Source organism: Pseudoduganella sp., assembly GCF_041914865.1.
Lineage (GTDB): Bacteria > Pseudomonadota > Gammaproteobacteria > Burkholderiales > Burkholderiaceae_D > Rugamonas.
Genome location: NZ_JAYSCO010000018.1, coordinates 65,943 through 88,128 on the forward strand (window position 1 = coordinate 65,943; position 22,186 = coordinate 88,128).

Genomic DNA, 22,186 nt, shown 5'->3' on the forward strand with positions numbered 1-22,186 from the left:
ACGCCGCGCACCAGGCGCGGCGTTGGCAGGACAGGATACCGCTTAGTCGCGGCGGTTCACGACCGTGCGTTCCACGCTCGGCTCCGGCACCGGCACGGTGGTATCGACTTCCAGCAGGGTGGTGGCGACAGCGCCGCCCGGTGCGGTGATCTGCACCGCGCCCAGGTGCTTGGCGCTGCCCAGGCCGGACCAGGACGCGGCCACGGTGGCGGTGGCACCGGTGAACACCATCGGCGGCAGGCTGGCCTTGAAGTTGCCTGCGGTCTCATCCTTGGCCACGGTCCAGGAGGACAGGGTGTAGTCCGAGCTGCCGCCGTACGGCTTGTAGCCCACCACGCACACCTTGTAGTTGCCGGCCGCCGGCTGGCTCAGCGTCACCACTTCGCTCGAGGTGGCGCCGCCGCTGCTGCCGACCAGGCTGCCGGCGCCGTTCAGCACCACCAGGTCCAGGTCGTCATGCTCGCCGGCCTTGTAGCCCGAGGTGTCGACGTCGAACAGCGAGAAGCGGGCCACCAGCGCATTGGCCGGCACGGCCACCTGGTGCACCTTGACGCCGGCATTGCCGCCCGCCTGGCAGGCCGCCAGGCCGCCATCGCCGGAGGTATCCTGGCCCACGGTGGCGTCGCTGCGCACGGCCGCTTTCAGGCCGCCTTTGGCTGCCACCAGGGTGCCGGTGAAGCCGCTGCCGAAGGTGAAGGAGGTGCTGCCGGTGGCCGCTTCATTGAACACCACGCTTGGCGTGCTGATCATGGTCGGGCGCGCGGTCAGCGGGCTGCGCACCACGTGGCCGGCGTCGTCGGACCAGGTCAGGCTGCCGTAGGACCAGGTATTGGCCGGCGTGCTGGTATTGGTCAGGCTGACCGTGAAGGTGGCCTTGGCGCCAGGCGCCAGGGTCAGCGTGGCCGGACTGACCACCACGTTAAAGCCGGGCAGGCTGGCCGTGGCGTTGTAGGTGGAGGTCTGGCTGCCGACGTTGGTCACGGTGCGGGTCAGGGTCAGCTTGCCCAGCACGGCGGCCGCGGTCAGCGACGGCAGGTTCAGGTTGTACGGCGCGATCGAACCGAACGGTGCGCAGGTGCTGGCCGGCAGGGTGCCCGGGATGCCGCACATGAAGCGGACCCAGTCGACCGGGCCGTGGTCATACACCAGGCCCGGGTCGAGCGCCTTGTTGGGACGCACATGGCCGGCGCCCTGGCCCCACGGCAGGGTGCCGTTGGCCATGCCGGGCTGGCCGTCGTTGAAGGTCGGGGTGGCGGTGGTCATCAGGGCCGACTTGATGGCGGCCGGCGACCAGGTCGGGTGCGCCTGGCGCAGCAGGGCGGCCAGGCCGGCCACGTGCGGGCTCGACATGGAGGTGCCGTTGTAGCTGGCCCATTTCGCTTCCGGCACCAGGGTGCCGTTGGCGATCGCATCGCGCTCGGCCTGGGTCAGGTAGTCGGCCGTGACGCCGGCCAGGATGTCCACGCCTGGCGCGGTCAGGTCCGGCTTCAGGATGTTGGCGTTGTGCTTGTTCGGGCCGCGCGAGGAGAAGCTGCCCATCTGCGGCGCCGGCGTGCTGCTGCTGACCATTTCGGCCTTGGCGATGCTGCTGGTGCCGTTCGGGTTGGCGTTGATCCAGGCGCGGGCCGCGCTGCCGTTGGCAAAGTTCAGGTGCACGGCCGGCACGCTGTGCAGGTCGGCCACCGGCGCCTGGGCGGCCGAGGTATCCATCAGGATCATGCCGACGCCGCCGGCTTCCTTGACGGCGCGCGACTTGTCGACGCGGGCGCTGTTGCCGCGCTCGCACAGCAGGACCTTGCCGCTGGCCTTGGCCGGGTCGAGCGCGCCGTCCGGGCCGCCGCCATAGGTGGTGCGGTCGGCCGCGGTGTAGCACAGGCGGGCGGCAGCCTGGTCGGCGGCGCTCAGCTCGGCGTACGGCTTCATGGCGGCATTGCGCGCCAGGATGGTCGGCGTGGCCGGCAGCGGCGACTGGTTGAACGAGGCGCCGCTGTAGGAGGCGCCGTTGCCCAGGGTGACGCTGCTGGAGCCGCTGCGGTTATGGGTCGAGGCGGCCACCGTGGTCAGCCACGGCGACAGGTGCGCCACGGCGTTGGACGGGCCGTTGTTGCCGCCGGAGGCGGCGACGAACACGCCGGCCGCGGCGGCGTTGAAGAAGGCCTGTTCGACCGGGTCCATCACGCTGGTCTGCGAACCGCTGATGGAGAAGTTCAGCACATGCACGCCGTCGGCCACGGCGCGGTCGATGGCGGCCACGCTGTCGGACTGGTAGCAGGTGTTGCGGCTGCCGGTGCCGTCCGGGTTGGTCGGGTCGGGGAAGGTCCAGCACACCTTGTACGATGCCAGGCGGGCGCGCGGCGCCATGCCCGACATGGTGCCCAGGCTGATGCCGCCCTGGTTGCCGATCACGCCGAAGTTGCCGCCGGCGGTGGTCGAGGTGTGGGTGCCGTGGCCGCCCTGGCCCTCGGCGCCGGCCAGCGAATCGCGCGGCGAGACGAAGTCGGTCCAGTGCAGCTGGCGGCCGCTGGCGATGAAGCCGGCGTTGAAGTAGCGCGCGCCGATCAGCTTGTTGTTGCAGTGGGCGCTGGTGAAGCCCTGGCCGGTTTCGCAGGCGCCGTTCCAGTTGGCGGGCGCGTCGTAGACCAGGGTGCCGCCAACGTCGAAGGTGGGTTTGCCCTGGCCGTCGATGCGGTCGGCGTAGGAGGTGTGCTCGGGCCAGATGCCGCCGTCGATAATGCCGATGACGATGTTCTCGCCGGCCTTGTCGTTACCGCCCAGCTTGGTCCACAGGCCGTCGCCGGCATTGTCCAGGCCGAGGAACTTGGCGGTGAAGTTGGTGTCCAGGCTGCGCCCTTCGTCGGCGGTGATGTTGGCCACGGCGCCCGACTTCTTCAGCGCGCGCACTTCGGCATCGGTCAGGCGGGCGGAGAAGCCGTTCAGCACCAGCTTGTACTTGTGGACGATCTGGGCGTCCGGCACCAGGGCGGCGGCGTTGTTCTGTTTCTGGTCCAGGTAGGCAATGTAGTTCTGCACATCCTGGGCGGTGATGTCGAGGCGGCTGCCGGAGGCCGGCTTGGTGGCGGGCAGGCCGCTCACGCCGCCGGCGTAGTTGGCCACCGGCGCGTCGGCCAGCTGCACGATGTAGGAGTGGCGCGCTTCGTCGGCGCCGGCGTGGGCCGCCAGGCCCGACAGGACAGCCAGGACGGCCAGGCTTAATGGTCGCAGTTTCATTCGTTTATCCTCTTTCGGCGATTAGTGGGCGCGGCGGCGCAGGACGGCGAGGCCGGCAAGGCCCAGCAGCAGCAGCGGCGCCGAACCCGGCAGCGGGATGTCGACCTGCAGGTCGTCAATGGCGAACTGGGCGGCAAACGGCGCCCACTCGGCCATGTTGTAGCAACCGCCATTGCCATCGAACAGGCAGGCGCTGATGTTCAGGTTGCTCAGTTTGAGGGCGGCGAAGTCGTCGTCCAGGGTCCAGGTCGAGAACATGAAGTGGCCATCGTTGTCCTGGCCGGCGAAGTCGGCGCTGCGGGTCACGGTCAGGCCGTCGGTGGTGGTGCCGGTCAGCACCAGCTGGCCGTAGCTGCCGTCGTCGATGCCGCCGATCGGGGTGAAGAAGGAGAAGCGCAGGGAACGCAGGGCATAGAAGCCGCCGGCACGCTCGACGTTGACCGAGCCGTCATTCACGCCCGCGTAGAAATTGCCGGTGGTGCCGCTCGGGCAGTCGTTGACGGCGCCGCAGCTGTTCGGGTTGCCGCTGTCGAGCACGACGCCGCCCAGGCCTTCGCTGAAGCCGGCTTCCTGCAGGTAGGTCGCAAGCTGGGCGGTGAAGGTGAGGGCGCCGTCCTGGAATGTCTGGCCGTGGTCGTAGACCTTGGGCGGCGAGGTTTCGAAGGAGGCCAGGCTGGCGTGGGCCGGAGCGGCGAGGAGGGCGGCGGCGCCCAGCAGTGTGCCGCAGGCCAGGGTTTTGATACGGGTGAGGTGGCGTTGCATGATGCGTTCCCTTGCTTTTATGTGATCGAAAACGACTTCCCTGTGTTGTACAGGTTGCAAGAAATATAGCAATGCTCGCGCTATCAGATGCAAATAATTCAATGATATTTATTTAATTTTATTGAGGGAAAATCAAATAAAGTTCGGTAGCGCCTATGACAACAGTGCCGGATCGACATGTATCGACTTGTGAAAAATTCGCGACACTTTTGACAACAATCAAACGGGAACGGGCGGCTGCGGCGGGTGCGCTGCGCGCACTGCAGAAAAAATTGTCGAAACCTAAAGCTGCGTGGTAGCCTTTGCCGTTCTATAAAAGGCGGAGGTAGTACGGATGTTTGCAGCGAGGATTCACGACAAAGCCAGCAAAGGCTTCACCTTGCTTGAGCTGCTGGTGGTGATCGTCATCATCGGCTTGCTGGCGGCCTATGTCGGCCCGAAATATTTCTCCCAGCTCGGCAAATCGGAAGTCACGGTCGCCAAGGCGCAGATCGAGGCATTCGAGAAGGCGCTCGACACCTACCGCCTGGATGTCGGCCGCTATCCGAGCACGGAAGAGGGGCTGGGCGCGCTGCTGGCGGCGCCGCCCACCGCCGGCGCCAAATGGAACGGCCCCTACCTGAAGAAGGGTGTGCCGCCCGACCCGTGGGGCCGCCCTTACCAGTACAAGGCCCCGGGCGCCAAGGCGGAATTCGAGATCACTTCGCTCGGCAAGGATGGCCAGGCCGGCGGCGAGGCTGACAACGCCGATATCAGCTCGCAGTAAGGCTGCACGGCCCCGATGCAATTCGAAGTCCGCACCCTGTCGCCGGAAATGGTGATCGGCCAGCTGGTGGTCGATGGCCGCGACGAGGCTGACGCGCGCCGCCAGGTGGAGGCGCGCGGCCTGTTCGTCAGCGCCATCACGCCGCGCCGCGCCGGCCTGCGCGCGGGCAAGGCCAAGGCGCTCTCGCTGGTGCTGTTCAGCCAGGAGCTGCTGGCGCTGCTGAACGCCGGCCTGGGCGTGGTGGAAGCGCTGGAAGCGCTGCTGGAAAAAGAGGCGGCGCCGGCCACGCGCAGCGTGCTGGAACGCTTGCTGGCCGGGCTGCGCGAAGGCCAGCGCTTTTCCACCGTGCTGGGCGAGCAGCCGCAGTTGTTCCCGCCGCTGTACGTGGGCATCGTCAAGGCGGCCGAAGGCACCAGCGACCTGCCGCGTTCGCTCGAACGCTTCATCGATTACCAGCAGCGCGTCGACCTGGTGCGCACCAAACTGGTCAGCGCGGCCATCTATCCCTGCATCCTGCTGCTCGTGGGCGGCGGCGTGTCGCTGTTCCTGATCGGCTATGTGGTGCCGCGCTTTGCCGAGGTGTACCAGGGCGCCGGGCGCAACCTGCCATGGATGTCGCAGGTGATGCTGGCCTGGGGCCAGTTTGCGGCCGCGCACACGGCGCCGCTGCTGGCCGGCATCGGCGCGGCGCTCGGCGGCGCGGTGCTGGGCGTGCGGCGCCTGGTGCGCAGCGGCGCCATGGCGCGCCTGCTGGGGCGCCTGCCGGGCGTGGGCGAGCGGGTGCGCATCTACGAGCTGTCGCGCCTGTACCTGACCCTGGGCATGCTGAGCGAGGGCGGCATCACCATCCTGCATGCGATCGATACCGTGCAGGGCATGGTGTCGGTCAATGTGCAGCAGGGACTGCGCGGCGCGCGCGCCATGATCGAGGCCGGCCTGCCGCTGTCGGCCGCGTTCGAGGCCAACGGCCTGACCACGCCGATTTCGCTGCGCATGCTGCGCGTGGGCGAGCGCACCGGCGAGATGGGCGCCATGCTGACCCAGTCGGCCGCCTTTTACGACGGCGAAATCAGCCGCTGGATCGACCGCTTCACGCGTACTTTCGAACCGCTGCTGATGGCGGGTATCGGCCTGGTGGTGGGCGCCATCGTGGTGCTGCTGTATATGCCGATTTTTGATCTTGCCGGAGAGATGTCATGAATGTTCCGGTACTCGACGCCGCCATGCTGGCCAAGGCGCGCGCGCAATGCCTGCAATCGAAGCGCAGCCTGGTGGAGGAGCTGGAGCAGCTGTCCGGCATCGAGCCGCGCGTGGCGGTGCGCGCGCTGGCCTTGCCGTTCGGGCTGGCGGTGCTGGAAACGGTGGACATGCTGGCCTTCGAGCCGGCCTTCGACCTGCTGCCGCTGTCGCAGGCCATGGCGCGCCATTGCGTGCTGCTGCGCGCCCACGACGGGGCGGCGGTGGGCGTGATCGCCGACCCGTTCGACCTCGATTTGCAGACCTGGCTGGCGACGCAGGCGCGCTGCACGGCGGCGGCGCCGCTGCAATTGCGGCTGGCGCTGCAGGCCGATATCCAGGCCTACCTGTCGAAGCAGGAGGAGTCGGCGCGCGCCGTCGACAGCCTGGTGGCGGGCGGCGAGGGCGCGCGGCGCGACGGCAAGACGGCGGCGGTGCTGTCGTTCGCCTCCGTGTCGGAGGGCGCCTCGCCGGCGGTGCGGCTGGTCAATTCCACGCTGTACGATGCGCTCAAGGCGGGTGCCTCGGACATCCACCTGGAGTCGACCGCCGGCGGCCTGGCCGTGAAGTACCGCGTGGACGGGGTGCTGGACCATGCGACGGCGGTCAACGGCGTCGACGTGGCGGAGCAGATCATCTCGCGCCTGAAAGTGCTGGCCGAACTCGATATCGCCGAACGGCGCGTGCCGCAGGACGGCTCCTTCCGCGTCGAGTCGATGGGGCGCGAGATCGACCTGCGGGTCTCGATCATGCCCTCGATCCATGGCGAGGACGCGGTGATCCGTATCCTGGACAAGCGCGCGATGATCGAGTCCTACGGTTCGCTGACGCTGGAGGCGCTGGGCTTTGACGCGCCTTCGCTGTCGACCCTGCGCGCGCTGGCGCAGGAAGCCTACGGCATGCTGCTGGTGACCGGGCCGACCGGCTCCGGCAAGACCACCACGCTGTACGCGGCGCTGACGGAAATCCACAACGGGCGCGAGAAGATCATCACCATCGAGGACCCGGTGGAGTATCAGCTGCCGGGCATCCTGCAGATCCCGGTCAACGAGAAGAAGGGGCTGACCTTCGCCAAGGGCTTGCGCTCGATCCTGCGCCACGACCCCGACAAGATCATGGTGGGCGAGATCCGCGACCGCGAGACGGCGGAAATCGCGGTGCAGTCGGCGCTGACCGGCCACCTGGTGCTGACCACGGTGCACGCCAACAATGTGTTCGACGTGTTCGGGCGCTTTACCCATATGGGGATCGATCCCTACGCCTTCGTGTCGGCGCTGAACGGCATCTGGGCGCAGCGCCTGGTGCGCATCAACTGCCCGCATTGCGCGGTGGAGGTGACGCCGTCGGACGAGGAGCTGGCCAGCGTCGGCCTGGCGCGCGCCGACGCGTACGAGTTCCGCTTCAAGGAAGGCAAGGGCTGCGGCGACTGCCGCGGCACCGGCTTCAAGGGGCGCCGCTCGATCGCGGAAATCCTGACCCTGAACGACGAGATCCGCGAACTGATCGTGGAAAAGAAGCCGATCCGCCAGATCAAGGCGGCGGCGTACGCCAACGGCACGCGCAGCCTGCGCCATGCGGCGCTGGAACTGGTGCGGCGCGGCGACACGACGCTGGCGGAAATCAAGCGGGTGACCTTGCATGCTTAAGAATTTCACACAGTCGCTGCGTATCGAGATGATGCCGCAGTCGCTGCGCCTGCTGCGCGCGCGGCGCTGGGGCAGGGCCGCGCCGCAGCTGCTGGCCGAGCAGCCGCTGGCCGTGACGCCGGATGCGCTGGCCGCGGCTTTGCCGGGCGCGCTGGATGGCCTGCTGTCCGGCCAGGATGCGCGCGGCATGGCGGCCAGCTTCGTGCTGGCGGACGACCTGGTGCGCATGTGGCAGGTGGTGCCGCCGCTGCAGGCGGCGCGCCTGGCCGACCTGGAGGGGGCCGCCGCGCTGCGCTTCCATACCCTGTTCGGCGAGTCGCCGGCCGCCTGGCAGCTCAGCGCCGACTGGAATGCCGGCGCGCCGTTCATGGCGGCCGCCGTGCCGCGCGCGCTGCTGGCCGCCATCGAGGCTGCGGCGGCGCGCCACGCGCTGGCCGTGATTGCCGTGGTGCCGCACTTTATCGCGGCCTGGAACCGCCATGCGCGCGCCTTGAAACGCGACGCCTGGTTCGGCGTGGCGCAGGGCAGCGTGCTGGCGCTGGCGGCCTGCGAAGGCGGCCAGCTGCGCGCCGTGCGCCATATCGCCATGCCGCACGGCGCCGACCATTACTGGCTGACGCAAACGGCCCAGCGCGAAGCCCTGCTGCTCGGGCTGCAGGCGCCAGGCCTGATCCAGCTGAGCGGAGAAGTGCCGCTGGCGCTGGCCAAGCCGGCCGGCACCGACAAGCACATTGCCACCGCCGCCCTGGGAGCCACAGCATGAAGCCGATGCAGCTTGATTTTGCCCGTCCGGGCTGGCGCCGCGCGCTGTACCGCATGCATCCCGCCGCCCTGGCGGCGGCCCTGGCGGGTGGCGCCATGCTGCTGGCCGGCGCCAGTTTGGGCTGGCAGGCGGCGCAGCAGCAAGCCGCGCGCGAGGAGGCGCTGCGCGCCCAGCAGCGCAAAGTGGCCGCCGCCGTGCGCGCGCCGCAGCGCCCGCCGGAAAGCGTGATCCCGGAAGCGCAGGCGCTGGCCGTCAATGCCGCCGTGCTGCAGCTGAACCTGCCGTGGCGCCAGCTGCAGGACGCCGTGGCGGCCGCCAATACGCCGGCCGTGGCGCTGCTGGCGCTCGATCCCGATCCGCACAAGCAGGCGCTGAAGATTACCGCCGAGGCGAAGAATGCCGACGATATGGTCGGCTATATCGAACAGCTGAAACAGCAGGAGTTCTTCAGCGGCGCGGCCTTGCTGCGCCACGAAACCAATGAGCAGGACCCGAATCGTCCGCTGCGGTTCCAGGTCGAAGTGCAGTGGAGGGCGCGATGAACGTAGCCGCCTTGCTGCTGCGGCTGCGCCTGGGCGCCATGCGCCTTGGGCCGGCCGCCTGCATCGCCCTGGCATTGCTGCTGGCGGGCGCGCTGCTGCTGGCCTGGTCGCTCAAGGCGGGCCGACAGGCCAGTGCACCGCTGCCGCCGGCGCCGCCGCAGCTGGCGCAGGCTGCGCCGCCGCCCACCGCCAATGAGAACCTGGCGCTGTTCTATGCGACGCTGGGCGAGAAGCGCCACGCGGAACAGCAGGTCAAGCAGCTGTTCGACATCGCCGCCAAGACCGGACTGGCGCTGGACCAGGGCGAGTACAAGTTCAGCACGGACAAGGCGGGCCGCCTCGCCACCTACCAGGTGACCTTGCCGGTGAAAGGCGCCTACCACAATATCTGGCAATTCAGCCTGCAGGCGCTGTCGGCCATCCCGTTCGCGGCGCTGGACGATATCGCCTTCCGCCGCGAGACGGTGAGCGAGCCGGTGGTGGAGGCGCGCGTGCGCTTTACGCTGTATTTGAAGGAGCAGCCATGAAGCCGCGCCATTTGCTGATGGGCGCCGCCCTGGTGGGCGCGGCGGCGCTGGTGCTGTTCGGCGACCGCACGCCCAGCGCAACGGTGGCCGAGGCGGTCGAGCGCAAGCCGGCGCGCAGTGCGCCGGACGCGCGCGCCGTCGCCGCCACGCAGGCCGCGCCGGCGGGCCCGGGCGCCATCCTGCGCCTGGTGCCGCGCGATGAACTGATCGGCGCGGTGGGCGAGGGTTCGTTCAAGAGCAAGGATGGGGTGTTCGGCGGCCAGAGCTGGAACCCGCCGCCACCGCCGCCGCCGCCCGAGAGCCGCAACCAGGCGCCGCCGCCGCCGACCGCGCCACCGCTGCCGTTCCAGTTCCTCGGCAAGGCCGCCGCCGACGGCCAGTGGGAGGTGTACCTGGGGCGCGGCGAGCAGACTTTTGTGGTGCGCAAGGGCACGCAGATCGACGGCGTCTACCGCGTCGACAATATCGCCCCGCCCACCCTGACGATGACCTACCTGCCCATGAACCAGGTGCAGCAGCTACATATTGGAGTGATTGAGTGAAGCCAACCCTGAGAACGCTGACCCTGTCCGTGCTGGTGCTGGCGCTGTCCGGCTGCGCCGCTGAAATGGCCTACCGCGACGGCCGCAGCCTGGCCGAGAAGGACCAGGTCGAAGCGAGCCTGCTGAAATTCCAGGAGGCGATCAACCGCGAGCCGGGCAATGCCACCTACCGCGCCGCCTTTTACGAAGCGCGCGACCGCAACAGCATCCGCCTGCTGGAGCAGGCCGACCGCCTGCTGAATGACGGCAAGTACGAGCTGGCGGCGCAGAACTTCCAGCGTGTGCTGGCGCTGAACCCGCAGAATGAACGGGCGCGCGCCGGCCTGCGCGCATTGGAAATGGCGGACCGCCACGACAAGCTGCTGGCCCAGGCCAGCCTGCACCTGGAACAGAAGGAGCTGGAGGCGGCCAAAAGCCGGGTGAACACCGTGCTGTCGGAGAAGCCGGACCACGTGCGCGGCCGCGCGCTGCTGCGCGCGATCAACGAACAAACGCCGCAGGCGCCGGCGGAAAGCGGCCTGTCCAAGGCGTACAAGACGCCGATCACCATCGAGTTCCGCGAGGCGCCGCTGAAGCAGGTATTCGACATCATCTCGCGCCGCTCGGGACTGAACTTCATCTTCGACAAGGATGTGAAGAGCGATACCCGCACCACCATCATGCTGAAGAACAGCACGGTGGAATCGGCCGTCTATTTCCTGCTGATGACCAACCAGCTGGAGCAGCAGGTCATGGATGGCAATACCATCCTGATCTACCCGAACACGGCGGCCAAGCTGAAGGAATACCAGGAAACCGTGGTGCGCACCTTCTACCTGTCCAACGCGGAAGCCAAGAGCGTGGCCAACACGCTCAAGACCATCCTCAAGTCGCGCGATGTGGTGGCCGATGAAAAGCTCAACCTGGTGATCCTGCGCGACAGCGCCGACGCCGTGAAGCTGGCGGAAAAGATCGTCGCCATGCAGGACCAGCCGGAGCCGGAAGTCATGCTGGACGTGGAGATCCTGGAGATCAAGCGCAGCCGCCTGCTGGAGCTGGGCGTCGAGTGGCCGAACCAGGTTGGCCTGTCGGTGCTGAACGCCGACAAGAAGGGCACGCCGCTGACCCTGCGCGACCTGGACTTCATCAACCGCAACTACATCGGCGTGTCGGCGCTGGGCGCCAACATCAACCTGAAGAAGACCGACGGCGACACCAACCTGCTGGCCAGCCCGCGCATCCGCGTGCGCAACAAGGAAAAAGCGAAGGTCGTGATCGGCGAGAAGGTGCCGGTGATTACCACCACCGTGTCGCCGGGCACGCAGGGCTTTGCCTACGAGTCGGTGAGCTATGTCGATGTCGGCCTGACGCTGAACGCGGAGCCGACCATCTACCTGAATAATGAAGTCGGCATCCGCATCGCGCTCGAGGTGTCGAACCTGATCCAGCAGATCCAGACCAAGACCGGCACCACGGCTTACCAGATCGGCACGCGCCAGGCTTCCACCTTCCTGCAGCTGAAGGACGGCGAGAACCAGGTGCTGGCGGGCCTGATCAACAACGAGGAGCGCAGCACGGCCGACAAGGTGCCGGGCCTGGGCGACATCCCGCTGCTGGGCCGCCTGTTCGGTTCGCAGACCGACGACAAGCAGAAGACCGAGATCGTGCTGTCGATTACGCCGCACCTGGTGCGCAACCTGCAGCGTCCGGAAGCGTCGGCGGCCGAATTCTCGGCCGGCACCGAGGCCAACTTCCGCCGCCGTCCCGACGTGACGCCGCGCCAGCCTGTCGTGCTGCCGGGTGCCCGCCCGGCCGCCGGCGCCAGCGCGCCGCAGCCAGCCCAGTTGCCGGCGCCGGCCGCCACGGGCGCCACGCCGATGGCGGTTCCGACGCCGCCCGCCAACCTGGCCGCGCCGCAGAACGTGCCCTTGTCCGATACCCAGCCCGGCCCGGCCAGCAGCGTGACCGCGCCGCAGCCGGCCCCGTCGCCGGCGCCGTCGCCGGCCAATACCGTGCAGCCGCCCGCCAGCACGGAGCGCAAGGACTGAGCGATGCGCGCGCGCGGTTTCACCCTGATCGAGCTGCTGGTGACGCTGGCCATCCTGGGCCTGCTCGCCATGCTGGCGATCCCGGTCGGCCAGACCGTGGTCCAGCGCCGCAACGAGCAGGAGCTGCGCCGTTCGCTGCACGAGATCCGCAAGGCGCTGGACGACTACAAGGCGGCCTACGATGACGGCCGCATCGCCAAGTCGATCACCGGCAACGGCTACCCGCGCAAGCTGGAAGTGCTGGTCGAGGGCGTGGTCGACCTGCGCAGCCCGAAGCGCTCCAAGATCTTCTTCCTGCGCCGCATTCCGCGCGACCCGTTCAACACCGACAGCAATGCCACCGGCGCCGAGACCTGGGGCAAGCGCAGCTACGCCAGCGAGGCGGACGACCCGCGCGAGGGCGAGGATGTGTATGACGTATATTCGACTTCGGAGCAGGTAGGCCTGAATGGCGTGCCTTACAAGAAATGGTGAACAAAAAGGGCTTTACGCTGATCGAGCTGCTGGTGGTGCTGGGCATCATCGCCCTGCTGCTGACGCTCGCCATCCCGCGCTACTTCCCCAGCGTGGACAAGACCAAGGAAACCATTCTGGCCGACAACCTGCGCAGCACGCGCGCCATCATCGACCAGTTCTACGGCGACACCGGGCGCTATCCGGACAGCCTGGAGCAGCTGGTGGAGAAGAAATACCTGCGCGCCTTGCCGGTCGACCCGATCACGGAAAAGAGCGACAGCTGGACTATCGTCGCGCCGGACGACCTGGCCAAAGGCAATGTGGCCGATATCAAGAGTGGAGCACCGGGCAATGACCGCAGCGGCAAGCCCTATTCGGAGTGGTAGGCAGGACGGCTTCACCTACGCCAGCGTGGTGATCCTGGTGATGATCATCGGCCTGGTGGGGGCGGCCGCGCTGCGCCTGGGCACCACGCTGCAGCGCGCGGCGGCGGAACAGGCTCTGCTCGATATCGGCATGGAGTACAGCAATGCGCTGGCCAGTTATGCCGCCGCCACGCCGGATGGGCAGCCCAATTACCCGAACTCGTTCCAGGAACTGCTGAAGGACCCGCGCTCGCCGCAGCTGCGGCGCCATTTGCGGCGCATCTACGTCGACCCGATGACGGGCAAGGCGGAGTGGGGCATCGTGAAGGCGAACGAGAACGGCGGCATCCTGGCCATTTACAGCCTGTCCAAAGCGGCGCCGATCAAGATCGCCAACTTCCCGCCGCGTTTCGTTGCCTTCGAAGGGAAGTCGAGCCTGGCCGAGTGGAAGTTCAGCGGCGAGGGCGTGCAGGTGGCCGGCGCCAAAGGCGGCGAGATGATGCCGGGGCAGCCGGCCAAGCCCGGCACCGGCATGCCGACGCAGCCGGAAACGCAGACGGGCATGCAGCCCGGCACCCCGCAACAGCCGCCCAAGCCGGCCGAACCGGAGCCGGAACCGCCGCAAGAGCCGCAGGAACCACAGGAGCCGCAGGAGCCGCAGGAGCCGCCAGCCGAGCCGCAGCAGCAGGAAACGCCGCCCGACCCGGCGCGCGAGCAGCCGCCGGCGACGCCGCCTTCGCGGCGGTGAGCGGCCTTATTTGGCGCGGCGCTTGAAATCGCGCAGGCGGAAGCCGAGCGCGAACAGGGTGCCGAAGTACACCACGATACAGCCGCCGATTACCAGGAACAGCGCGCCGGCGCGCAGCAAGGCCTGGCCCTGCATGCCGATCCAGTCGAACTGGCGTGCGCCGAACCAGCCCGCCACGCCCATCAGCGCCACGGCGACCAGCAGGCGCACGAAGAATTTGCCCCATCCCGGCTGCGGCGCGAAGATGTCCTTCTGGCGCAGGCCGCGGTAGAGCAGGGCGGCGTTCAGCAAGGCCGCCACGCTGATCGACAGCGCCAGGCCGGCCACCTGGAACTGCCAGACGAAGGCGATATTCATCAGCTGCGTCGCCACCAGGGTGATGATGCCGATGCGGACCGGCGTGCGCACATCCTGGCGCGCATAGAAGGCCGGCGTCAGCGATTTCACCAGGATGATGCCGAGCAGGCCGACCGCATAGGCCAGCAGGGGCTGGGCCGACATGACGGCCGCATAGCTGGTGAATTTACCGTTATGGAACAGGGTGGCGATCAACGGCAGGGCCAGCACGGCGATGCCGACCGCGGCCGGCAAGGCCAGCAGGAAAGTCAGGCGCAGGCCCCAGTCCAGCAAAGCCGAGTACTCGGCATGGTCCTGCTCCTGGCTGGCCTTGGCCAGGCTTGGCAGCAGGATGGTGCCAAGCGCCACGCCCAGCAGCGCGTTGGGGAATTCCATCAGGCGGTCCGCCGCCGTCAGCCAGGAGACACTGCCTTCCTGCATCCAGGAGGCATAGGTGGTGTTGATCATCAGGCTGATCTGCGCCACCGAGACGGCAAACAGCGCCGGCAGCATGTTTTTCAGGATGCGGCGCACGCCCGGATCGGACAGGCCGTGGCGCGGGTTCCACGACAGGCGCGGCAGCATGCCGATCTTGACCAGCGACGGCACCTGGATCGCCACCTGCAGGATGCCGCCCACCATGACCGCGATCGCCATCGCGTACACCGGCTGCGCCAGGTGCGGCGCCAGGAACAGGGCCGCCGCAATGAAGGAGAGGTTCAGCAGGACCGGGGTGAACGCCGGGATCTTGAACTGGCGCCAGGTGTTCAGCACCCCGCTCGACAGCGCAACGAAGGACATGCAGGCGATATACGGGAACATCAGGCGCGTCATCCAGACGGCGGCATCGAACGATTCCGGATCCTTGCTCAGGCCCGAGCCCACCAGGTAGACGAACAGGGGGGCGCCTATAATACCGACTGCGCTGGTCAGCAAGGTAGCCCAGACCAGCACCGTTGCCACATGGTCAACCAGGGTGCGCGTGGCTTCTTCGCCCTGCTGGGTTTTGTATTCTGCCAACATTGGCACGAAAGCCTGGGAGAAGGCCCCTTCGGCGAACAGCCGGCGCAGCAGGTTGGGGATGCGGAAGGCAATGTAGAATGCGTCGGTCAAGCCGCCCGCGCCAAATGCGCGGAAGAACAGGATTTCGCGCAGGAGTCCCGTGATCCGGGACAGCATTGTCATACTGGAAATGGCAGCGAGGGTCTTGAGCAGGTTCATGGGGGCAGATTATATTTTGAATTGCCCTGGCGGCAAAACCCCGTTATAATTTAAGGCTGTACAGAATTCAGTAAGGCAGGCAACGACGTTCAGCCGGCTCTGAAAACACCTCACCGGTTTGGCAAACGCTATTGTTTGCAAACGAACTTTGACAACGAATTAGGATTCTCAAATGGCAAATACCGCACAAGCGCGCAAACGCGCTCGCCAAGCAGTTAAGCAAAACGCTCACAACTCCGCTCAGCGTTCGACCCTGCGTACCGCTATCAAAGCTGTTCGCAAGGCTATCCAGGCTGGCGACAAAGCTGCTGCTACCTCCATCTTCCAGGCTTCCGTGTCGACCATCGACTCGATCGCTGACAAGAAAATCATCCACAAGAACAAGGCTGCTCGTCACAAGAGCCGTCTGGCAGCTGCCCTGAAGGCACTGTCCGCCTAAGTTCGTGTGCTGGCGGCATTAGCCGCCAAACAGGTGTCGAATAACCCGCATGGCATTGCGCCATAGCGGGTTTTTCGCTTTGTACCGGGTGGTGCGCCGCAAAAGAAAAGCAGCCGCACGGGCTGCCTTTCAGCGGGGCGGACGTCCCTTACTTCATGGGGGCGGCGGAGGCTGCCGATGCGGCGGATGCGGCCGAAGCTGCAGCGGAGGCGGCGGCTTTCTTGGCCTTCTTCGGCATGGACGCGGCCGAGGCTGCGGATGCGGCGGAAGCTGCCGAGGCGGCCGATGCCGCGGAAGCGGCCGAAGCGGCGGCGGAGGCCGAAGCCGAGCCCTTCATATGGTGGTCGGCGGCGAAGGCGGAGAGGGAAAGCAGGGAGGCAAGCAGTGCGACAGTAGTCTTGGACATGACGGACTCCTTTTATAGTGAAGGCAGGTTCTGGATGAACCTGCTTCATAAACGCTGCCGCGCCCGCTTGGGTTGACTTAGCGCGGGCGCAGGTCGTCCGGCGACACTTCCATCCATTCGCCCGGCATCAGGGGATGGCTGGCGAGCGAGATGCCGCCAATGGCTGAGCGTACCAGGCGCAGGGTGGGGTGGCCGACGGCGGCGGTCATGCGCCGTACCTGGCGGTTCTTGCCCTCCTGCAGGGTGATGGCGAGCCAGGACGTGGGCTGGCCGGCGCGCTGGCGGATCGGCGGGTTGCGCGGCCAGATCCACTCGGGATCGGCGATGCGCACCGCCTTGCAGGGCAGGGTGGTGAAATCGCCCAGGTCGAGCGGCGCCTGCAGGCGCGCCAGGGCGGCGCCGTCCGGCACGCCTTCCACCTGCACCAGGTAGGTCTTGGCTTCCTTGCGGTCGGGGTGGGCGATCTTGTGCTGCAGCTTGCCGTCGTCGGTCATCAGCATCAAGCCCTCGCTGTCGTAGTCGAGGCGGCCGGCCGGATAGATGTTCGGCACCTTCACATAGTTGGCCAGCGTTTCCTTATCTCCCGAAGGGGAAAACTGGCACAATACCTGGAAAGGTTTATTAAAAAGTATCAGTGGCATAGGCTGGATTGTATAGCGCCCAGTAAAATACTGGTGCATAATGTGGAACGCTTGTGTCTTATGTCTTATAGAAGACTGCCTAATCCCTTCTTCGGAGAACACGATGTACCAACATATCAAAGTACCTGCCGACGGCCAGAAAATCACCGTCAATGCCGACTTTTCGCTGAACGTACCTGACACCCCGATCATTCCCTACCTGGAAGGCGACGGTACCGGCGTTGACATCACCCCGGTGATGATCAAGGTTGTGGATGCGGCGGTGGCCAAGGCTTACGGCGGCAAGCGCAAGATCAGCTGGATGGAAATCTTCGCCGGCGAGAAATCGACCAAGGTGTACGGCCCGGACGTGTGGCTGCCGGAAGAAACCCTGCAGGTGCTGAAGGAATATGTGGTTTCGATCAAAGGCCCGCTGACCACCCCGGTCGGAGGCGGCATCCGTTCGCTGAACGTGGCCCTGCGCCAGGAGCTGGACCTGTACGTCTGCCTGCGCCCGGTGCGCTACTTCAAGGGCGTGCCTTCGCCGGTGCGTGAGCCGGAGAAGACCGACATGGTCATCTTCCGCGAAAACTCGGAAGACATCTACGCCGGTATCGAATACCAACAGGGCACCGAAGGCGTGAAGAAGCTGATCGACTTCCTGACCAAGGAAATGGGCGTGAAGAAGATCCGCTTCCCTGAGACTTCGGGCATCGGCATCAAGCCAGTGTCGATCGAAGGCACCGAGCGCCTGGTGCGCAAGGCGATCCAGTACGCGATCGACAACGACAAGCCTTCCGTCACCATCGTCCACAAGGGCAATATCATGAAGTACACCGAAGGTGGCTTCCGTGACTGGGCCTACGCGCTGGCGCAGAAAGAGTTCGGCGCGGAGCTGATCGACGGCGGCCCATGGTGCAAATTCAAGAATCCGAAGACCGGCCGCGAAATCACCGTCAAGGATTCCATCGCCGACGCCTTCCTGCAGCAGATCCTGCTGCGCCCGGCGGAGTACTCCGTGATCGCCACCCTGAACCTGAACGGCGACTACATCTCCGACGCGCTGGCGGCGCAAGTGGGCGGCATCGGCATTGCGCCGGGCGCCAACCTGTCCGACTCCGTGGCCATGTTCGAAGCGACCCACGGCACCGCGCCGAAGTATGCGGGCAAGGACTATGTGAACCCGGGTTCGCTGATCCTGTCGGCGGAAATGATGCTGCGCCACATGGGCTGGACCGAGGCCGCTGACCTGATCATCTCCGCCATGGAGAAGGCCATCACCTCGAAGCGCGTGACCTACGACTTCGCCCGCCTGATGGAAGGCGCGACCCAGGTATCGTGCTCCGGCTTCGGCGAAGTGATGATCGAGCAGATGTAATTCGCGCGCGCCCGCCGCGCAGGCAAGCCCCGCCATCCGAAAGGAGGCGGGGTTTTTTTATGCGTTGGCGCGCATGGCGCGGTGCCGGTGGCGATTGCCGAACGCCTGTACGTATCGGCGTGGCGGAGCGCTGATCCAGGTCAATTGGAGTGGGCGCGCGCGGGCGGAGAATAAGGCTTCCGTGCCGACCTGGAGGCTGCCATGTCGCAGAGCTTGCTTGACCTAATGCGCGGCAAGCCTCGGCCTTCAGACCGAGGTCAAGAGCGCGGATGCCGCAGGCATCCTTCCGTGCGACTGCGATACGGAATACTGTATAAAATTACAGTATGGAGCGCCTTCAATCATATCGATTTGAGTTGATGCCAAACGGCCGGCAGCGGCGGGCAATGCAAAGCTTTGCCGGCGCATGCCGCTATGTTTTCAACAAGGCGCTGGATATCCAGAAAGCGCGCTACGAGGGTGGTGACAAGAGGCTGGGGTATGCAGCGTTGTGCAAGCTGCTGACTGGTTGGCGGCATGCCAAGGACACACCATGGTTGCGGCAGGCGCCCACCCATCCGCTGCAACAATCACTCAAGAATCTGGAGCAGGCCTACGCCAATTTCTTTGCGGGGCGCGCGGATTTCCCACGCTTTAAAAAGAAAGGGCGCCAGGACAGCTTCCGCTATCCGGACCCACAACAAATCAGGATCGAGCAAGGCAATGACCGCATTTTCTTGCCCAAGCTGGGCTGGCTGCGTTATCGCAATAGTCGGCAAGTACTGGGCGCGGTGCGCAATGTGACGGTCAGCCTGCATGCCGGGCGCTGGTTTATGGCAATTCAGACCGCGCGCGAAGTCGCCCCCGTGGTCGCCAGCGGCGAGGCCGTCGGCGTGGACATGGGCATCGTTCGCTTTGCCACCCTGTCGGATGGCGATTACGAGGAACCGATCAACAGCTTCAAGCGGCATGAGGCCAGGCTGCGTAAGGCGCAGCAGGCATTGAACCGGAAGGTCAAACACAGTCGGAACTGGACGAAGGCTAAGAAGCGCGTGCAGCGCGTTCACGCGCGCATAGGTAATGCGCGCAAAGACTTTTTGCACAAGGTGACGAGGGCGATCTGCAACAACCACGCGATCGTCTATATCGAAGACCTGCGTGTGAAGCAGTTGTCGAAATCGGCTGCCGGCAGCCAGAGCGAGCCTGGGCGCGGCGTGCGCGCCAAATCCGGCCTGAACAAGGCAATCCTCGATCAAGGCTGGTATGAGTTTCGTCGCCAGCTTGCTTACAAACTGGCCTGGAAAGGCGGCTCGCTGGTGGCGGTTCCTGCGCCTCATACGAGCCAGACTTGCCCGGGGTGTGGTCATGTCTCGCCCGATAACCGGCGCACACAAGCCAAATTCGCGTGTGTGGCGTGCGGCTATGAAAATAATGCCGATGTGGTGGGCGCGATCAATGTGTTGCGACGCGGTGAAGCAATGATTCGAAGCGAAGGGCGGGACGACGCCCGGTTAGCCTGTGTAGTGAATGGTGTAGTAATGCCGTCAACAGCAGGAACCCTCCGAAGCGGACTATGCCAGCCCACTGCTGGTAGTGGCGCAGCAGGAATCCCCCTCCTTCCCGCGTAAGCGGCGGCCGGAGGCCGAGGTGGGGGAGGATGTCAAGATCAATCGTGCCCGTCCCGAAGATGATGAAGGAGCGCCGCTTCAGCACGTGGAGAAGAAGGTGGATGCTTTGATGCATGAACTGTCATTGTTGCGCCAGCATATGGACAGCGGCTTTGCCCTTGTCCGCGCGGACATGGCGACACGATTTGCGGAGCAAGATCTGGCCATCGCCGAGCGCTTTGCGGAAGCGGAGCGAAAGAACCTGGAGCGCTTTGCCGAAGCCGAGCGGCGCCAGCAGGACGGCATGAAAGCGCTGGCGAGCCAGCTCCTGGCGCAAATGGCTGAAATGGACAAGCGCCAGGAAGCGCGCCTGATGGACATGGATAAACGGCAGGAAGCCCGTCTGGTCGAAATCTCGCGGCGGCAGGATGCATTCAGCCGCTGGATGGTGGGGCTGACGATGGCGGTCGTGGTGCTGGTGGCCCATATGGCCAGCCGGCTTTTCTAGCCTTGGTGCCGGTAATGCAGGCAATCGAGCACCTGGCCGGCGACGCGGGCCTGGACGGGCGAGGGGCCGGCGAAGCTGAAGCCGGCGCGTTCGAGGACGCGCGCTGAGGCGGCGTTGGCGATGGTCACGTGGGCATCCAGGCCGGCTAGCTGCCACTGGCCATAAGCAAGTTCCATCAGGTGGCGCACAGCTGCACCCGCCAGGCCGCGGCCGCAGGCGAAGGCGGCGATGCGGTAGCCGACTTCAGCGCGGCGGGTGGCCGGGTCGATATCCTTCAGGTTGCAGCGCCCGACGATGCTACCGTCGTCTTCCACCAACAAACACGGATGCATGCTGCCAGCCACATGCCGGGCGAGCACGTCCTCGATGTGGGCGGCGACCCCGGCCAGGCTGTAAAAATCGGGCGGGCGGGCGTCGATGTGCGACTCGAACCAGGCCCGGTTGGCGAGCTCGAACGCCAGTAAGGCCGGTGCATCGTGTAAGCGGATAGTACGGATTTGCATGACGAAATCGGCATAATCGCGGCGCGCGGTGGACGAAAAAAAACCCCGCGGGGCGGGGCTTTTCGTTGTCCGAGGCCAGGGATTAGTTGGTCTGGATGTTGGAAGCTTGCTTACCTTTAGGGCCTTGAGTAACTTCGAACTGAACTTTTTGACCTTCTTTCAGGGTCTTGAAGCCGTTCATGTTGATCGCGGAGAAGTGTGCGAACAAATCCTCACCGCCGTCATCAGGAGTGATGAAGCCAAAACCTTTGGAGTCATTGAACCACTTAACGGTACCAGTTGCCATTTTAAAAAAACTTTCAATAAAAACGAATCACACGAGCCATAAAAGCAAGAAGCTTCCTGCCCCCTCCTCGACAACTCACTTCTTACCAACATGTACAGATCTGCACAAAGTCGATATGGCATTGTTGGCGGAACAATTTTTAATGTCAAGCGCTTTCACTAGCACACGGTGAGATTTTTGCAACAGCAAATTTCATCCGGCCTTGATTTTGCCCAACCCAGCCGCCATCTGCGGCAATCGGCGAAAACGCGTAAGATAAGTACTGATGGAAATGCCCCTCTTAAATGGGCGTTGCATCCAGTCTGAAAGCATTAGAATATAAGCGTATGGCAACCAAGCATGACACCGAAACCGTCCTGGAACGGCAGGCGATCAAGCCGCCACCTATGTACCAGGTGGCGCTACTCAATGACGACTACACTCCGATGGAGTTTGTGGTCGCCATTATCCAGGAGTATTTCAATAAGGACCGGGAAACGGCCACACAAATTATGCTGAGTGTCCATCGCTATGGCAAAGGCGTGTGCGGCGTTTTCTCTAAAGATATAGCTTCAACCAAAGTGGAGTTTGTTTTAACGCATGCACGCAAGGCGGGGCATCCCCTGCAATGTGTGATGGAGGAAGTATGATTGCGCAGGAATTAGAAGTAAGTTTGCATATGGCGTTTGTCGAGGCGCGGCAAGCACGGCATGAGTTCATCACCGTGGAGCACCTGCTGCTGGCCCTGCTGGACAACCCCTCGGCAGCCGAGGTCCTGCGCGCGTGCGCAGTGAATATTGAGGACCTGCGCAAGACGCTGACCAACTTCATCGGCGACAACACACCGACCGTGCCGGGCACCGGCGAGGTGGATACCCAGCCGACGCTGGGCTTCCAGCGTGTGATCCAGCGCGCCATCATGCACGTACAGTCGGCGTCCAACGGCAAGAAGGAAGTGACCGGCGCCAATGTGCTGGTGGCGATCTTCGGCGAGAAGGATTCGCACGCTGTTTACTACCTGCACCAGCAGGGCGTGACCCGCCTGGACGTGGTCAATTTCATTTCCCACGGCGTGCGCAAGGACCAGCAGATGGATTCCGGCAAAGCCTCCGAGGGCGTGGAAGAGGGCGCCGCACCGGAAGGCCAGACCAAGGAATCGCCGCTGGACCAGTTCACCCAGAACCTGAACAAGTCCGCCGCCGAAGGCAAGATCGACCCGCTGATCGGGCGCGAGGACGAAGTGGACCGCGTGATCCAGGTGCTGTGCCGCCGCCGCAAGAACAACCCGCTGCTGGTGGGCGAGGCTGGCGTGGGCA

24 protein-coding genes are annotated in these 22,186 nt (G+C 65.4%); 17 read left to right on the forward strand and 7 right to left on the reverse strand.

Annotated features, from left to right (window positions below; all coding sequences use genetic code 11):
* Positions 1-42: 42 nt before the first annotated feature.
* Entirely contained in the window at positions 43-3,228 is a 3,186-nt protein-coding gene (locus tag ACE3TQ_RS11065; protein WP_374582214.1) for a S8 family serine peptidase, read from the reverse strand.
* A 21-nt stretch (positions 3,229-3,249) separates the two neighbouring features.
* Positions 3,250-3,990: an NF038120 family PEP-CTERM protein gene (locus ACE3TQ_RS11070; RefSeq protein ID WP_374582215.1), complete on the reverse strand. Its 741-nt coding sequence runs from the start codon at positions 3,988-3,990 to the stop codon at positions 3,250-3,252.
* A 334-nt stretch (positions 3,991-4,324) separates the two neighbouring features.
* On the opposite strand from ACE3TQ_RS11070, the gene gspG reads away from it, so the two are divergent.
* The 11 genes from gspG to ACE3TQ_RS11125 are packed head-to-tail and all read left to right on the forward strand — an operon-like array spanning position 4,325 to position 13,608.
* Complete coding sequence (gene gspG / locus ACE3TQ_RS11075; protein WP_374582216.1) at positions 4,325-4,756, forward strand: type II secretion system major pseudopilin GspG; 432 nt, start codon at positions 4,325-4,327, stop codon at positions 4,754-4,756.
* A 15-nt stretch (positions 4,757-4,771) separates the two neighbouring features.
* Positions 4,772-5,956: a type II secretion system F family protein gene (locus tag ACE3TQ_RS11080; RefSeq protein ID WP_374582217.1), complete on the forward strand. Its 1,185-nt coding sequence runs from the start codon at positions 4,772-4,774 to the stop codon at positions 5,954-5,956.
* On the forward strand, positions 5,953-7,638 hold the full coding sequence (locus tag ACE3TQ_RS11085) for a GspE/PulE family protein (RefSeq protein WP_374582218.1): 1,686 nt from the start codon (positions 5,953-5,955) through the stop codon (positions 7,636-7,638). Before ACE3TQ_RS11080 ends, ACE3TQ_RS11085 begins: the two co-directional genes overlap by 4 nt.
* The gene (locus ACE3TQ_RS11090) at positions 7,631-8,401 is read left to right on the forward strand and encodes a hypothetical protein (protein ID WP_374582220.1); all 771 of its coding nucleotides are present in this window, start codon (positions 7,631-7,633) and stop codon (positions 8,399-8,401) included. The genes ACE3TQ_RS11085 and ACE3TQ_RS11090 overlap by 8 nt, the downstream gene beginning before the upstream one ends.
* On the forward strand, positions 8,398-8,943 hold the full coding sequence (locus tag ACE3TQ_RS11095) for a hypothetical protein (protein ID WP_374582222.1): 546 nt from the start codon (positions 8,398-8,400) through the stop codon (positions 8,941-8,943). The genes ACE3TQ_RS11090 and ACE3TQ_RS11095 overlap by 4 nt, the downstream gene beginning before the upstream one ends.
* Positions 8,940-9,470: a hypothetical protein gene (locus tag ACE3TQ_RS11100; protein WP_374582223.1), complete on the forward strand. Its 531-nt coding sequence runs from the start codon at positions 8,940-8,942 to the stop codon at positions 9,468-9,470. The genes ACE3TQ_RS11095 and ACE3TQ_RS11100 overlap by 4 nt, the downstream gene beginning before the upstream one ends.
* Positions 9,467-10,012 carry a hypothetical protein gene (locus ACE3TQ_RS11105; protein WP_374582224.1) on the forward strand — a complete coding sequence of 182 codons (546 nt, stop codon included), beginning with the start codon at positions 9,467-9,469 and terminating at the stop codon, positions 10,010-10,012. The genes ACE3TQ_RS11100 and ACE3TQ_RS11105 overlap by 4 nt, the downstream gene beginning before the upstream one ends.
* Positions 10,009-12,039, forward strand: a complete 2,031-nt coding sequence (locus ACE3TQ_RS11110) for a secretin N-terminal domain-containing protein (RefSeq protein ID WP_374582225.1) — start codon at positions 10,009-10,011, stop codon at positions 12,037-12,039. The genes ACE3TQ_RS11105 and ACE3TQ_RS11110 overlap by 4 nt, the downstream gene beginning before the upstream one ends.
* Before the next feature lie 3 nt (positions 12,040-12,042).
* A complete protein-coding gene (locus tag ACE3TQ_RS11115) occupies positions 12,043-12,513 on the forward strand; it encodes a type II secretion system protein (RefSeq protein WP_374582226.1) in 471 nt (156 codons plus the stop codon).
* The gene (locus tag ACE3TQ_RS11120; RefSeq protein ID WP_374582227.1) at positions 12,507-12,881 is read left to right on the forward strand and encodes a type II secretion system protein; all 375 of its coding nucleotides are present in this window, start codon (positions 12,507-12,509) and stop codon (positions 12,879-12,881) included. Before ACE3TQ_RS11115 ends, ACE3TQ_RS11120 begins: the two co-directional genes overlap by 7 nt.
* Positions 12,847-13,608, forward strand: coding sequence for a type II secretion system protein (locus ACE3TQ_RS11125; RefSeq protein WP_374582228.1), 762 nt, complete (start codon positions 12,847-12,849; stop codon positions 13,606-13,608). The genes ACE3TQ_RS11120 and ACE3TQ_RS11125 overlap by 35 nt, the downstream gene beginning before the upstream one ends.
* Before the next feature lie 6 nt (positions 13,609-13,614).
* Here ACE3TQ_RS11125 and murJ read toward each other — a convergent pair whose 3' ends face one another.
* Positions 13,615-15,165 carry a murein biosynthesis integral membrane protein MurJ gene (murJ, locus tag ACE3TQ_RS11130; protein ID WP_374582230.1) on the reverse strand — a complete coding sequence of 517 codons (1,551 nt, stop codon included), beginning with the start codon at positions 15,163-15,165 and terminating at the stop codon, positions 13,615-13,617.
* A gap of 172 nt (positions 15,166-15,337) precedes the next feature.
* On the opposite strand from murJ, the gene rpsT reads away from it, so the two are divergent.
* On the forward strand, positions 15,338-15,604 hold the full coding sequence (gene rpsT, locus ACE3TQ_RS11135) for a 30S ribosomal protein S20 (RefSeq protein ID WP_374582231.1): 267 nt from the start codon (positions 15,338-15,340) through the stop codon (positions 15,602-15,604).
* Between the two features lie 148 nt (positions 15,605-15,752).
* On the opposite strand, the gene ACE3TQ_RS11140 is transcribed toward rpsT, so the two are convergent.
* Together ACE3TQ_RS11140 and ACE3TQ_RS11145 are read right to left on the reverse strand one after the other, a co-directional pair.
* Positions 15,753-16,010: a hypothetical protein gene (locus ACE3TQ_RS11140; RefSeq protein ID WP_374582232.1), complete on the reverse strand. Its 258-nt coding sequence runs from the start codon at positions 16,008-16,010 to the stop codon at positions 15,753-15,755.
* Between the two features lie 77 nt (positions 16,011-16,087).
* Positions 16,088-16,651, reverse strand: a complete 564-nt coding sequence (locus ACE3TQ_RS11145) for a pseudouridine synthase (protein ID WP_374582233.1) — start codon at positions 16,649-16,651, stop codon at positions 16,088-16,090.
* Positions 16,652-16,754: 103 nt separating this feature from the next.
* Between ACE3TQ_RS11145 and icd the strand changes: the two genes are divergently transcribed.
* The 3 genes from icd to ACE3TQ_RS11160 all read left to right on the forward strand — a co-directional run bounded on the left by icd (position 16,755) and on the right by ACE3TQ_RS11160 (position 20,102).
* On the forward strand, positions 16,755-18,008 hold the full coding sequence (gene icd / locus ACE3TQ_RS11150; RefSeq protein WP_374582235.1) for an NADP-dependent isocitrate dehydrogenase: 1,254 nt from the start codon (positions 16,755-16,757) through the stop codon (positions 18,006-18,008).
* 326 nt (positions 18,009-18,334) lie between these two features.
* Positions 18,335-19,615 carry an RNA-guided endonuclease InsQ/TnpB family protein gene (locus tag ACE3TQ_RS11155; protein WP_374582236.1) on the forward strand — a complete coding sequence of 427 codons (1,281 nt, stop codon included), beginning with the start codon at positions 18,335-18,337 and terminating at the stop codon, positions 19,613-19,615.
* 19 nt (positions 19,616-19,634) lie between these two features.
* On the forward strand, positions 19,635-20,102 hold the full coding sequence (locus ACE3TQ_RS11160; protein ID WP_374582237.1) for a hypothetical protein: 468 nt from the start codon (positions 19,635-19,637) through the stop codon (positions 20,100-20,102).
* Here the strand turns inward: ACE3TQ_RS11160 and ACE3TQ_RS11165 are convergent.
* Together ACE3TQ_RS11165 and ACE3TQ_RS11170 are read right to left on the reverse strand one after the other, a co-directional pair.
* Positions 20,099-20,605, reverse strand: a complete 507-nt coding sequence (locus ACE3TQ_RS11165; protein ID WP_374582238.1) for a GNAT family N-acetyltransferase — start codon at positions 20,603-20,605, stop codon at positions 20,099-20,101. The genes ACE3TQ_RS11160 and ACE3TQ_RS11165 overlap by 4 nt on opposite strands.
* Positions 20,606-20,687: 82 nt before the next feature.
* The gene (locus ACE3TQ_RS11170) at positions 20,688-20,891 is read right to left on the reverse strand and encodes a cold-shock protein (RefSeq protein ID WP_130314874.1); all 204 of its coding nucleotides are present in this window, start codon (positions 20,889-20,891) and stop codon (positions 20,688-20,690) included.
* A gap of 326 nt (positions 20,892-21,217) precedes the next feature.
* On the opposite strand from ACE3TQ_RS11170, the gene clpS reads away from it, so the two are divergent.
* Positions 21,218-21,520: an ATP-dependent Clp protease adapter ClpS gene (gene clpS, locus ACE3TQ_RS11175; protein WP_055937573.1), complete on the forward strand. Its 303-nt coding sequence runs from the start codon at positions 21,218-21,220 to the stop codon at positions 21,518-21,520.
* Positions 21,517-22,186, forward strand: a 670-nt coding sequence (locus tag ACE3TQ_RS11180; RefSeq protein WP_374582239.1) for a Clp protease N-terminal domain-containing protein, incomplete at its 3' end; no start/stop codon positions are given. The genes clpS and ACE3TQ_RS11180, both read left to right, overlap by 4 nt.

Coding starts and splice junctions, on each gene's coding strand:
- ACE3TQ_RS11115 (WP_374582226.1), top strand. CDS start 12,043: ATGCGCGCGCGCGGTTTCACCCTGATCGAGCTGCTGGTGACGCTGGCC.
- ACE3TQ_RS11100 (WP_374582223.1), top strand. CDS start 8,940: ATGAACGTAGCCGCCTTGCTGCTGCGGCTGCGCCTGGGCGCCATGCGC.
- ACE3TQ_RS11120 (WP_374582227.1), top strand. CDS start 12,507: ATGGTGAACAAAAAGGGCTTTACGCTGATCGAGCTGCTGGTGGTGCTG.
- ACE3TQ_RS11125 (WP_374582228.1), top strand. CDS start 12,847: ATGACCGCAGCGGCAAGCCCTATTCGGAGTGGTAGGCAGGACGGCTTC.
- ACE3TQ_RS11090 (WP_374582220.1), top strand. CDS start 7,631: ATGCTTAAGAATTTCACACAGTCGCTGCGTATCGAGATGATGCCGCAG.
- gspG (WP_374582216.1), top strand. CDS start 4,325: ATGTTTGCAGCGAGGATTCACGACAAAGCCAGCAAAGGCTTCACCTTG.
- ACE3TQ_RS11065 (WP_374582214.1), bottom strand. CDS start 3,228: ATGAAACTGCGACCATTAAGCCTGGCCGTCCTGGCTGTCCTGTCGGGC.
- rpsT (WP_374582231.1), top strand. CDS start 15,338: ATGGCAAATACCGCACAAGCGCGCAAACGCGCTCGCCAAGCAGTTAAG.
- ACE3TQ_RS11105 (WP_374582224.1), top strand. CDS start 9,467: ATGAAGCCGCGCCATTTGCTGATGGGCGCCGCCCTGGTGGGCGCGGCG.
- ACE3TQ_RS11155 (WP_374582236.1), top strand. CDS start 18,335: ATGGAGCGCCTTCAATCATATCGATTTGAGTTGATGCCAAACGGCCGG.
- ACE3TQ_RS11165 (WP_374582238.1), bottom strand. CDS start 20,605: ATGCAAATCCGTACTATCCGCTTACACGATGCACCGGCCTTACTGGCG.
- ACE3TQ_RS11145 (WP_374582233.1), bottom strand. CDS start 16,651: ATGCCACTGATACTTTTTAATAAACCTTTCCAGGTATTGTGCCAGTTT.
- icd (WP_374582235.1), top strand. CDS start 16,755: ATGTACCAACATATCAAAGTACCTGCCGACGGCCAGAAAATCACCGTC.
- clpS (WP_055937573.1), top strand. CDS start 21,218: ATGGCAACCAAGCATGACACCGAAACCGTCCTGGAACGGCAGGCGATC.
- ACE3TQ_RS11080 (WP_374582217.1), top strand. CDS start 4,772: ATGCAATTCGAAGTCCGCACCCTGTCGCCGGAAATGGTGATCGGCCAG.
- ACE3TQ_RS11085 (WP_374582218.1), top strand. CDS start 5,953: ATGAATGTTCCGGTACTCGACGCCGCCATGCTGGCCAAGGCGCGCGCG.
- murJ (WP_374582230.1), bottom strand. CDS start 15,165: ATGAACCTGCTCAAGACCCTCGCTGCCATTTCCAGTATGACAATGCTG.
- ACE3TQ_RS11070 (WP_374582215.1), bottom strand. CDS start 3,990: ATGCAACGCCACCTCACCCGTATCAAAACCCTGGCCTGCGGCACACTG.
- ACE3TQ_RS11095 (WP_374582222.1), top strand. CDS start 8,398: ATGAAGCCGATGCAGCTTGATTTTGCCCGTCCGGGCTGGCGCCGCGCG.
- ACE3TQ_RS11140 (WP_374582232.1), bottom strand. CDS start 16,010: ATGTCCAAGACTACTGTCGCACTGCTTGCCTCCCTGCTTTCCCTCTCC.
- ACE3TQ_RS11170 (WP_130314874.1), bottom strand. CDS start 20,891: ATGGCAACTGGTACCGTTAAGTGGTTCAATGACTCCAAAGGTTTTGGC.